General features: G+C 69.3%; 6 protein-coding genes. All 6 read right to left on the bottom strand.

Going from position 1 to position 11253, the window contains the following annotated elements; all coding sequences use genetic code 11:
* Nucleotides 1-220 precede the first annotated feature (220 nt).
* Nucleotides 221-1390, bottom strand: a complete 1170-nt coding sequence (locus tag WAQ08_RS04950) for a transporter substrate-binding domain-containing protein (RefSeq protein WP_422189578.1) — start codon at nt 1388-1390, stop codon at nt 221-223.
* Nucleotides 1391-1569: 179 nt separating this feature from the next.
* Nucleotides 1570-3402, bottom strand: coding sequence for a type VI secretion system contractile sheath domain-containing protein (locus WAQ08_RS04945; RefSeq protein WP_422189576.1), 1833 nt, complete (start codon nt 3400-3402; stop codon nt 1570-1572).
* A 65-nt stretch (nt 3403-3467) separates the two neighbouring features.
* Entirely contained in the window at nt 3468-5492 is a 2025-nt protein-coding gene (locus WAQ08_RS04940; RefSeq protein ID WP_422189574.1) for a protein kinase domain-containing protein, read from the bottom strand.
* Nucleotides 5493-5498: 6 nt separating this feature from the next.
* Entirely contained in the window at nt 5499-6359 is an 861-nt protein-coding gene (gene tagF / locus WAQ08_RS04935) for a type VI secretion system-associated protein TagF (RefSeq protein ID WP_422189572.1), read from the bottom strand.
* Nucleotides 6356-9916, bottom strand: coding sequence for a type VI secretion system membrane subunit TssM (gene tssM, locus WAQ08_RS04930; RefSeq protein WP_422189570.1), 3561 nt, complete (start codon nt 9914-9916; stop codon nt 6356-6358). The genes tagF and tssM overlap by 4 nt, the downstream gene beginning before the upstream one ends.
* Nucleotides 9917-9922: 6 nt before the next feature.
* The coding region (locus tag WAQ08_RS04925) for a DotU family type VI secretion system protein (protein WP_422189568.1) at nt 9923-11253 on the bottom strand (1331 nt) is incomplete at its 5' end.

The following is an 11253-nucleotide window of genomic DNA, read 5'->3' as shown; positions in this document are numbered from 1 at the left end:
GGGGGCGGATGCGGCGTCCTGGGCCCAGGCGGGCGAGGCGCCCAGGGCCGCCGTCAGCAGGCAGGCGGCCAGCAGGCGACGCGCAGCGTGCGATTCAGAGGTTTGGGGGCGGTTCATGGCAGGTGCTCCTTACGGTAATTCGATAATCATAGACTCAACGGCGCGGGCGGGGTAGGGGCCATGTCCCTGAGCTTAGGGATGGCCCCGCCCCCTGATCAGGTCACAGGCCTTGCGGGGCCTGGATCGATCCGAACCAGCGTTTTTCCAGATCCTCCAGGAATCCGGACCCACGCAACTGCAACAAAGTTTCATTGATTTCTTTGCGGCGGGCGCTGCCCACCGGCAGGGCGAAGCTGTAATGCTGGCGCGCGAAGGTGTCACCCGCCAGTGCGACTTTTTCATTTTCCGCAGGGTGGGTGGACATCCAGTGGCGCAGCATGGGGGCGTCGTAGACCACAGCCTTGACGTCCTTCTTGAGCAGGGCGGCCATGGCCGAATCCACCGTGTCGTGCCCCTCGACCGGGATGCCGCCGAGCTTGTTCAGGTAGGCGTCGCTGGAGCTGCCTTCCACTGTGCCCACGATCTGGCCCTGTAGGTCGGCGATGCCGCGGACCTGGGTGTTCAGGCGCGTGACCGTCAGCGTGGAGGTGAACACGGCGGTGATGTACGAGGTGAAGGCGATGCCGCCCAGCATCCAGACCACGGCCAGCAGACGGCCGGGGGTGCCGTTGGGCGTCTTGTTCTCACAGCCGCCGGCGATCAGGATGTTGGTGGACCACCAGAGCGATTCCTTGAACCCGGCCCAGGCGGGGGCGGGGAAGCTCTCTTCGTTGTCCTTGTGCTCGAACCACCACAGCAGCCACGACACCAGCAGCAGGGCCAGCACCAGGCCGCCGAAGCCGCCCAGCACCGGGGCCGAGGCCAGGCCTTCCAGCGCGACCCAGATCGAGCCGGCCTGGGCCACGGGCGACATGATCTGCAGGCCCGATTCGAAGAAGGGGTGCGAGAAATCGAGCACCTTTTCGCGCTCTTCGGTGATGCTGAGCGCGCCCACGCCCACGTCAACCTTGTTTTTCTGCAGCGCGTCGAGCGTCTCGGGCACGGTTTCCATCGGCACCCACTCGAAGCGCCAGCCTTCCTGCTGCGCGATGGCGTTCCACAGGTCGACGCTGTAGCCCTTCCACTGCCCGTTTTCTTCGTAGGCGAAGGGCTTGGCCGGTTTGACGGCCACGCGCATCACGCCGGGCGTGCGGGGTTTGTCGAGCGCGCTGCTGGCGGCTGGGGCCGCTGCCGGGGCAGCGGTCTGGGCCACGGCGGGCCCCATCAGGGCGGCGCCGGCCAGCAGCAGGGGCGCGGCGAAACGGGTGATCAGGTGTCGCATGGATGTCATGGTGTTGGTCATCGATCCTGGACGCCGTTATCGACGCCCTCGTGCTGCGGGACCAGGGAGGCAGGCCCGACTGTAGAAAGCTTTGCGCGCGCCTGCCCACCACCGGAACAGTAGGGTTCCGTCCAAAAGGACGGGTCTGCTGTCCGCAATGCCGTGGTTTGGGCCGGCGCCCGCGCGATTTACTCCAGAGAGGCCAGCAGGGCGGCCAGTTCCGGGTCCATCTCGTCGTCACCGCCGCCGGACGAGGCGCTGTCGTCGCTGGACGAACTGCTGTCGTCGTCACCGCCCAGGCTGGCGAGCAGCGCGTCCAGGTCGTCGTCGCCACCGCTGCTGCTGTCGCTGGACGAGGAGGACGAGTCGTCGCCCAGGCCGGCGAGCAGGGCGTCGAGGTCGCCGTCATCGCCACTGTTGCTGTCGCTGCTGCTGGACAGCAGGTCGTCGTCATCGCTGCTGGCGGGCTTGCCGGCGGGCGGCTTGCGGGTGGTGGCCGTGACGGTCAGGCCGGCGCCGATGCCAACCTTGGTTTCCACGCCCACGCGGGGCTTGCTGGACACCGGGGCGGCCTTGCCCAGCGCGGCGCCGTTGACGGCGTCCAGGCCGGCCAGGCGCAACTCGGGCGCGCCCTTGTGGGCCAGCAGCGGGCTGATGCCCCAGTCGCGCAGCGTGGTCGCGGCGTCGGTGTTCAGCAGGCGCTCGGTGGTGGGCAGGGCGATGGTGTCGCCGTCCTTGTCCTTGAAATGGTAGAAGGGCAGGTCGCCGATGGTCAGGCCATCGTTGCCGGCCACGGCGCTGGCCGCCAGCAGGGCCGGGTGGCCCCACAGCATGCCGCGCAGGCCTTCTTGGGCAGTGAACTCTTCGAAATCGAAGCTGCTGATCGGGTCGCTGCGCTTGCCGTAAGGGTGGCGCAGCATGAAGCGCGGCGCCATCAGGCTGAGGTGGCTGGCCGAGGGCAGGCCCTGCAGGGCGCGCAGGGCTTCCTGCACCAGGGCGTGCGGCGGCTTCTTGCGGTCGGTCAGGCCGTCGATGCTGAAGCTGGTCACGAAAGGCGCATTGGCCTGCTGCGCGATCTGGGCGATGCGGCCCAGCAGCTCGGCGTGCGGCGGCGTGGCCTCGAACTGGTACAGGCCGCACAGCAGGGTGTAGCCGCCGGTCTTGTCCTGCGAGGGGTTCTCGACCAGCAGCTTGTAGAGGGCGGTCTCGGCCAGGTCGTGGGTAGCGCTGAGGTCAGCAGCGAACTCTTCGGCGCTCAGGTCGATCAGGTGCACCTGCAGGCCGGGGCCGGTCTCCAGGCGACGCAGCAGGAAGTCGGTGCCGCGCCAGAGTGATTCCAGCGTCTGGAAATCGGCGTGGTGCAGCACGGCGCGCAGCGCGTCGGACAGGGCGTTGTCCACCGAGGCGACCAGCGCGTCCTTGTTGGGGCTGGCGGCCGGCACGATGAAGGGCGCGACGATGCTGCGGATCAGCGCATCGGCGCCACCGCTGGCGGCGGGCGCGTCTTCAGGGGCGCTGGGCAGGCCGACCAGGCGAGCGAAATCGCTCAGCTTGGCGTCGGCGGCCGGTGCGGCGCCACGGGCCTTGGACTTGCGGCTGGTGCGCGATGCTTTCTTGGCCTTGCCGTCGGCCCAGCCCTGCACGGCGGCGGCGGCCTTGGCGAAGGTGGCGGTGTTGTTCAGTTGCTTGCGCAGGTTGGACAGCTGCGAGAACAGGTCCAGGTTGCGGTAAAGCTCATCGGGGTGGAAGGACTCGATCTCGGTGATGCCGATCTCGACGGTGCCTTGCTCGCCCAGCGGCAGGTTGAGCTTGACGTCCAGGCGTGAGAGCGCGTCTTCCAGGATGTCGAACTCGACGGAGATGGGCTTGCGCTTGGCCAGGTCGCTGCCGGTGTCCAGGCGGCCCGAGGCGGCGCCAGCGCTGAAATCACCCAGCAGGGCGATGCGCACGGGGCGCTTGGGCGCCCAGGTGGGCGCGGTGCGGTCCAGTTGGCCGAAGTTGGGTGTCCAGTCGGTGCTCATGGGTGGCTCCCTGCGGTGCCGCGCGAAGGTGTGCGACAGCGCGGCGGTTCAGACGGTGGATGGATTTATTCGAATTCTTCGAGCGTGAAATGGGCGGCGCCGTAGTCGTCCGAGCAGGGCGCGCCGGCATCACAGATGGGCTTGCCGGCGAACACCGAGCCTGCGCCTCTGTGGTTGCGCCAGGCGGTTTCGGCCTCCTCGCGCGGGAACTCGGTGAAGCCGCCTTCGCTGCGGCCGCCCGCCTCGGTGAAATCACGCGGGCGGCTGGAGACGATCACGACGAAGTGGTCGGTACCGGCGGGACCGGCGGCGTCCATGGGCCAGCTCTTGTCGGGCAGGTGGATGTGCTCGCCCGCCTCGATGTGGTTGCTCGGCGCGATCCGGTTCGGGAACAGCTTCATGAATGTGCCGTCGGTGCTGACCAGCAGCACGTAGGCGTAGCCCGATTTGGACGAGGTGAAGGAGAAGCCCAGGCGGTCCTTGCCGATCTGCAGGCGTGGCTTGATGGGCGCGCCCTCCACCGTGAAGCCGGCCGAGGCGTTGGTCACGATGCGGTCGAACTCCTTGATCGGATCGAAGGGGCCGCTGGGGGCCGCCTGTTCAACCGGTGCGGGGGCGGGCGCCGGGGCTGGCGCGGGGGCCACCACGGCGCTGGCGGCGGAGGCTGCGGTATCGGCCGTGGCGGCATCCTTCTTGCCGCCCATCAGGGCGTAGCCCAGGCCACCGGCCAGGGCCACGGTGGCCACGACACCGCCGATGATCGCGGGCAGGCGCTTGTTGCCACCGCCGTCGGCGCCTTCGGCCTTGTCCGCCTTGGCGGGCTTGTCCTTGCCCTTGGTGGGCGTGGCGGAGGCGCCGCCGGCCGTGCCCTTGGCGGGCCCGCCTGTGGGCGAGGGCATGGTGGTGGGCGGCACGTAGCCCACGCCCAGGCCCAGCTCGTCGCGCAGCTGCGCCATGTTCTGGATGCGGTCGTCGGGCTTGACGACCAGCGCGTGGTCGATGGCGCGCAGGAAGCGGTCGCTGTACTTGCCGGCGGCCGATTGGGCCAGCGGCGTGTAGCTGTCGTTGACCAGGCGGCCTACGGCGGGCGGCGGGGTCTTGCCGTTGATGGCGTAGTAGACGGAGGCGGCCAGGGCGTAGACGTCCGTCCAGGGGCCCTGGTTCATGCCGGGCACCTCGGCGTACTGCTCCACGGGGGCATAGCCGGATTTCAGGATCACGGTGAGCGCCTGCGTCATGTCGCCGATCACACGGCGGGCGGCGCCGAAATCCAGCAGCAGCGGCTTGCCCGTGCCTTTGAGCAGGATGATGTTGTCAGGGGCGATGTCGCGGTGGTAGCACTGCTGGCCGTGCAGCACTTCGAGCGCTTCGCTCACTGGGGCGAGCAGGGCGGTCAGCCAGGCTTCGTCAGGCGGGGTACCGCCCATTTCCTTGAGCGTGTCCTTGAGTGTGGTGCCTTCGTAGAAGGGCATCACCATGTAGGCGGTGCCGTTGGCTTCCCAGAAGCGGTACACCTTCACCATGGACGGGTGGTCGAACTGGGCCAGCAGTTTGGCTTCGTTCACGAAGCTGCGCAGGCCGGCCTCGAAGGTCTCGGCGTGGCGCGCCGATTTGACGGTGACGGACAGGCCCTGCCCACGCGCGGCCAGCGCGGCGGGCATGTATTCCTTCAGCGCGACCTTGCGTTCCAGCGAGTGGTCCCAGGCTAGGTAGACGATGCCGAAGCCGCCTTCGCCCAGGGTGTCGGTGACTTCGAACTCGCCGACGTAGGTGCCCACGGGCAGGGTGTTGCCGTGGTCGCCCGGCACGCCGCCGATGGCAGCCGTGCCCATGCCGGCGGTGTGCGGCGGGCGCGTCGGCGGGATGGGGATGCTGGTGGGCGAGCCGGTGACGTTCGGCTGGGCGGGCTCCGGCGCCACGGGGGGCAGCCACTCATCGGCGGCATCCTGCGGCAGCGTGGCGGGGCCGGGCGCGGGCGCAGGGGCCTGTGCCGGTGACGCGGGCGGCCTGGCCGACGGGCGGATCACCGTGCGGTCGTCTTCATCGGAAGAGTCCCCCGGCTGCAGGTTGGAGAAGGGGTCGCTGCTCATCGTGGATCAAACGGCTTGGTGATCGGGTGATGCAGTATCGCCCAGGTCGGCCAGGGGGAAGCCCCCGACAGACGGACTGGTGTGGCGCTGCGGCCCCATCAGGGCCTCGAAGTCGGTGCCGCTGGGCAGGCCGCGGCTGAGCAGGGTCTGGCGGGGCTGGGCCGAATCGGAGGGCTCGGCCCACCACCAGACCAGGCCGGGCGAGAGGCTGCGGGCGAGCAGGCCGTCCAGGCCCCAGTGCCACAGGGCGCGGCCCAGGCCTTCGGCCATGGCGTTGCGCGTGTCGGGCAGGGGCAGGGCCACCAAGCGGGAGTCGCCGTTGGCCAGGCGGGCCAGGGCGTGGGCCAGCGGGGGCGCGTCAGCGGCCCAGACGGGCGCGGGGTGCTGGGCCAGGGCCTGGTCCAGCGCCTCGATGGGCCAGTCTTCCTCCATCGCATCGGCGGCCAGGTCGTCCATGGCGTGCAGCCAGTTGAGCAGGCTTTCGGCCTGTTCGTGGCTGTGCGGCAGGCTGCCCAGCGGCGCGATGATGGTGAGCGGGAAGTAGCGGCCCACACGGTCCACCGAGGGCATCAGGATGCCGGCCATGGGCCAGGGCTGGGCGGCGCCCAGGGTGCCTGCGCTGAGCACGAAGCGCCAGGTGGGGCTTTGCAGGTAGCCCTGCAGCCAGTCGTCGGGCCATTGCTGGCGCAGGCTGCCGATCTCTTCGGCCAGCCAGGCATCCCAGGCTTCGATCAGCTCGTGCGACAGGCGGCGCGAGGCGAAGTCGCCCAGCGAGGGCAGCTTGCCATACCACCCCGGCACGCCGCCAGGGGCGCTGCCGGGCTCGGCAGGCAGGCCGTCGGCATCGAAGGCGGGCAGGCCGTTCACAGCGACCCCGGGCAACGGAACTGCTGGATCTCGCGCAGCCGGAAGGGGTTGAAGGCGCTGCTGGCGATCACCTCCAGCTTGGCCTTCTTGCCGTCCAGGTTCATGACGACCTGGAAGCGCTCGGGCTGGGCCGAGGGCAGCACCTCGAAGCGGTCGAACATGCGGAACAGGGCCCACGAGCCGTCGAACACCTGCGGGGTGCCGGCGGGCACGCTGCTGACCTTGACCTGCGAGGCCAGGCGCTGCGGCGGCCAGTTCACGGTGGCCACGGTGGTGTTGCCGGGCACGAACTTGATCACCTGGCCGTCGATGTCGATGTTGAGTTCCTTGAGGTCGGGGCTCATCTCCAGCGCGCGGATGTCGACGCGGAAGGCGGGCACCTTGCCGCCGGCGCGGAAGAACACGTCGCGGATGCGGGCGGCGCGCTGGAAGTCGGCCAGGGCGGCACCGCCGGCCGGCTTGGTGCCGTCGGGCAGGGGCTTGAAGCTCCAGGGGTTGCTGCCGGTGTCGACCACGGTGACCAGGCGGCGCTGGTAGAAGTCGTCCATCAGGCCGCCCACGCCGAACATCTGCGAGAAGTCATCGGGCAGGGCGTCGGCCTTGGAGCCAGGCGAGAAGGGGTAGCGGCCGGCGATGGCGCGCTGGCAGAAGTCCGTGATGGGCTTGAGCTCGGCCGTGAGGCCCTGGCGCTCGGCCACGCGGCTCTGCGAAGCGCCGGCATCGGCCAGCTGCTCCAGCATCGACTTGATGGGCTCGGGCTGCTGGGCCGCGGCGGCCTTGGCGGCGGCGCCTCCGCCTGGGGGCGGCGGGGTCTTGGTCTTCTGCGCGGCATCGACGGCGGCCAGCTGCACGTAGACCTCGTTGAACATCTTGAGCACTTCATCGAGCGGGGGCGGCGTGCCCTCGACCATGCGGTGGATGTAGGCGAAGTGGTCGTCGACGATCTGCTCGATCGGGGCGGCGCTGCCGCTGGTGGGCGCGGGCTCGCCCATGCCCAGGGCTGCCATCTCGCGGCGGGCCTTCTCGGTGCGCTGGTCCAGCTTGCCCATGGCCGTGTCCGAGCCGGCTTTTCCCTTGGCCTCGGCCTTGGGCAGCACCAGCTTGGTTTCGCGCGCCACGCCACGCAGGTAGGAGGCCAGCGGCGAATCCGGGGCCGACAGCACGCGGGCCACCTGCAGGCTGCGGTCCAGGCCGCCCAGCTTGACCAGTTGCACGTCAGCCAGGTAGGCATCCCACACCTTGATGTACTCCTCCAGGTAGAGGCGGCGCACGCGCTGGGCCATCTCGCTGGACTGCTGGCCGCCCAGGGCCTTGTCCTTCAGCGAGGCCAGGCCGGAGGACTTGGTGCCCAGCACCCAGTCTTCTTCGCTGGCGAGCTGGTCGACCACGTCGCCCACGGCGTCCTTGAAGGCCTTGTGATAACCGTCGCGCGTGAACAGGCCTGGGATGCCCTTGGTGAGCGGTTGCGTGCTGGCGCGGGTGAACACCTGCGAGGCATTGGGGCCGCCAGCCGACGCCACCGAGAACTCGGCCAGATCCGCGCCCAATTGCTGGCGCTTCAGGCGGCTGAACACGCGGTACTCCAGCGGGTAGGCGATCAGCATCTCGCGGACATTGGCCACCAGGTTCTTGTCCAGCGGCACGTTGGGCTGCGGCGCACCGCGCGAGAGCATGTCGTCCAGGTCCTTGTCCAGGGCGGCACGCTGCTCGGGCGTGAGGCTGCGTTCGAGGTTCACGTCCCAGTCGAGCGTGATCCAGGCTTTGATGGCGACCGGGTCGAACTTCTCGGGCGTGTAGAGCATCAGGTAGCCCTTGAGCGCCTCGTAGGCCAGCTCCAGGTTGCTCTGGTTGACGGCGCGCAGGCGCTCTTCCAGGCGGCGGGCCACGCGCGGCATCATGGCGTGGTCCAGCAGCCGGTTGTGGCTGATCTGCGCGGCCGCGTCGAGCTTGTCGCCCTGGAACAGGCCGAAGCCGTAGCTCAGGGGTACGTTGTCGAGCCCGAACTCGGCCGGCACGGCGGCGTTGCGCACGGCGCCCAGCACGTCGGGCAGGGGTGTGACATCGCTGTTGGTGGCAGGCGGCAGGCCATCGACCTTCTTCTGCAGATCAGGCAGGCGGGCTTCGACCTCGGCCACGTAGGCCTTGTTGCGCACGTAGCTCACGCTCCAGCCGGCGATCAGCACCACGCTGAGCAGGGCCAGCGCGGCGACGCCAGCGAGCTTGATGCGGCGGCGGCGCACCTCGACGGCGCGGTTCTCGCCGACCAGGCCTTGCTCCTGGAACACCACTTCTTTCAGCAGGCGGTGAAGGAAGAAGCTCTTGCCGCGCGCACCGGCGGGGGCATTGAGGCGGCGCTCGACGCCGAAGGTGCGGGCCAGGGTGCCCAGCACGCGGTCGATGGGCGTGCCTTCCTGCGTGCCGCTGGTGAAGTACACACCCCGCAGGATGGGTTTTTCTTCGAGCGAGCCACCGCCGCCGAAGACCTGTTCCAGGAAGCCGCCCAGCAGGCCCTTGAGGCCGGAGAACTGCTGCGGGAAGGCGAAGATGGCGGCGCGGCGCAGCACGTCGTTCTCGGCTTCCATGCGCTCGACCAGGCGTTCGCGGATGCGCTTTTCCAAAGCGGCGTACTCGGACTGGAACTCGCGCAGGGTGTCGGCCTCGCCGCGGGCGTCGTACGGGAAGGTGAAGCCCCAGACCTGGTCGCGCTCTTCCTTGCCCATGGCGCCGAAGCTCTCGTTGAAGCCGGCGATCAGGTCGGTCTTGGTCAGCAGCACGTACACCGGCGGGCGGATGCCCAGCTTGGTGTGCAGCTCCTGGATGCGGGCGCGCAGCTTGGCGGCGTGTTCCTTGCGGTCGGCCGGGGTCTGCTGCAGCAGATCCTGCACGTTGACGGTGAGCAGCACGCCGTTGAGCGGGCGGCGCGGACGCGTTTTCTTGAGCAGGGTGAGGAAGGTGTCCCAGGCGGACGCATCAACGCTGCTGTCGGACTCCTGCAGCGTGTAGCGGCCGGCCGTGTCGATCATCACGGCTTCATCCGTGAACCACCAGTCGCAGTTGCGGGTGCCGCCCACGCCGCGCACGCTGGCCTGGCCCAGCTTTTCGGCCAGCGGGAAGGTGAGGCCCGCGTTGAGCAGGGCCGTGGTCTTGCCCGAGCCGGGCGCGCCGATGAAGATGTACCAGGGCAGCTCATACAGGAACTGGCCGCGCTGGAACACCGAGCGCTTGCCGCCGCCCGATTCCTGCAGCACCTTGACGGCCTGGTTGAAGCGGTCGCCCAGGGTGGCGGCTTCCTTGTCGGAGGCGCTGGGGCCCTTGGCCATGCCCTCGAGCAGGGCCGCGTTGGCGCGTTTGCGGCGAATGGCCTTGAGCACCAGGCTCAGGATCAGGATGCCGAAGAAAACGCCGATGATGGTCAGGCGCACCCAGGTGGGCTCGAAGGGTTTGCTCTCACCGAAGCCGATCAGCGGACCGACCCACCACACCAGGGCGGACAGGGCCAGCACGCCCAGCACGGCCAGCAGCACGGGATGCACGAGGAAGGACAGGAATTTTTTCATGATCGTTCACTGGCCCGCTTGAGGTTGCTGCGGCGCTTGCTCGGCGGCGGGTGGTGCACCCGTGAGGGAGGCGGCCTGTCCGCTGGCGTTGGCCACGAACAGGGTTACTTCGACACGGCGGTTCTTGGAGCGGCCCTCGGGCGTGGCGTTGTCGGCCACGGCCTCGGTGTCGGCGCGGCCCTCGGCGCGCAGGCGGTCGGCCTTGAGGCCGCCGAGCATGCTCTTGACGGCGTTGGCGCGGTCCTGCGAGAGGTGCCAGTTGGAGGGATAACGCAGCGAGCGGATCGGCTGGTTGTCGGTGTGGCCGGTGATCAGCACCGCGCCGGGGAAGGCTTGCAGTGCATCCTGAATGCGCACCAGCAGCGGGCGCACCTTGTCGGCGATCTCGGCGCTGCCCGGCTCGAAGAAGCCGTCGCCCTTGATGGTGATGATGGAGCGGTCGGCCAGATCCTGCACGTTGACCAGGCCGGCGTCGATCTCGGGCTTGAGCAGGCCGGCCAGGCGCGGCTTGTCGGCCGGGTGCGGCGTGGCGGCGGGCGTGCTGCCGGCCTTGGCGTCCATGGCCTGCAGCGTGCTGAAAACCGGGTCGGACGAGCCGTTGATGCCGAAGCGGAAGCCGATGTAGATGCCCAGCAGGATCAGGCCCGTGAAAGCGGCGATCACCCACAGCGGGATGCCGTCGCCCAGGCGCGCGGCCTTGGCCTCCTCGCCCTTCCAGCGGATGGACAGGGCCTTGTCGGGCTCGGGGCGGCCCTGGCGCAGCAACTGGGCCAGGCGCTGGCGCACGCTGTCGAGCTGCGCGCGGCCGTTGTCGAGCACGCGGTAGCGGCCTTCGAAACCGAAGGCCAGGCACACGTAGAGCAGCTCGAGCAGGTTGCGGTTGTTGGGGATGTTCTCGGCCAGCTTGGACATCAGCTGGAAGACCTTCTCGCCGCCCCACGTTTCATTGTGGAACTGCACCAGCAGGCTCTGCGCCGACCACACGCCCGAGCCGCCCCAGGGCGTGCTGGCGGCGGATTCATCGAGCAGCGTGCACAGGATGTAGCGCGCGGCGACGATCTGCTCGTTGGGCAGGCCGTCGGCACGGGCCTGGCCTTCGAACTTGCGGATGCCTTCTGACAGCGCGTCCTTCAGGCCCGCAGGATTGGGGTGCTGCACCATGTGGCGGATGCGCGGTGCCGTGGTCAGCAAGGGCATCGCGGCCGAGACCAGCGGGTTCAGGCTGGCCGTCATCAGGGCGTCCATGGCCAGCGGGGCGTCCTTGCCACCACCGGGGGCGCCGCCCGGGCCACCAGGTCCGCCACCAAAGCCCCCGCCGCCTCCACCCCCGCCTGGGC

Source organism: Aquabacterium sp., from assembly GCF_049274795.1.
Classification (GTDB): Bacteria; Pseudomonadota; Gammaproteobacteria; order Burkholderiales; family Burkholderiaceae_C; genus Aquabacterium.
Note: the sequence above shows the minus strand (reverse complement) of the source record. Positions and strands in the feature narration are given on the sequence as shown.

What these genes read in the sequence shown, in the direction of transcription:
- WAQ08_RS04950 (WP_422189578.1), bottom strand. Translation starts at nt 1,390, where the DNA reads ATGACATCCATGCGACACCTGATCACCCGTTTCGCCGCGCCCCTGCTG.
- WAQ08_RS04945 (WP_422189576.1), bottom strand. Translation starts at nt 3,402, where the DNA reads ATGAGCACCGACTGGACACCCAACTTCGGCCAACTGGACCGCACCGCG.
- WAQ08_RS04940 (WP_422189574.1), bottom strand. Translation starts at nt 5,492, where the DNA reads ATGAGCAGCGACCCCTTCTCCAACCTGCAGCCGGGGGACTCTTCCGAT.
- tssM (WP_422189570.1), bottom strand. Translation starts at nt 9,916, where the DNA reads ATGAAAAAATTCCTGTCCTTCCTCGTGCATCCCGTGCTGCTGGCCGTG.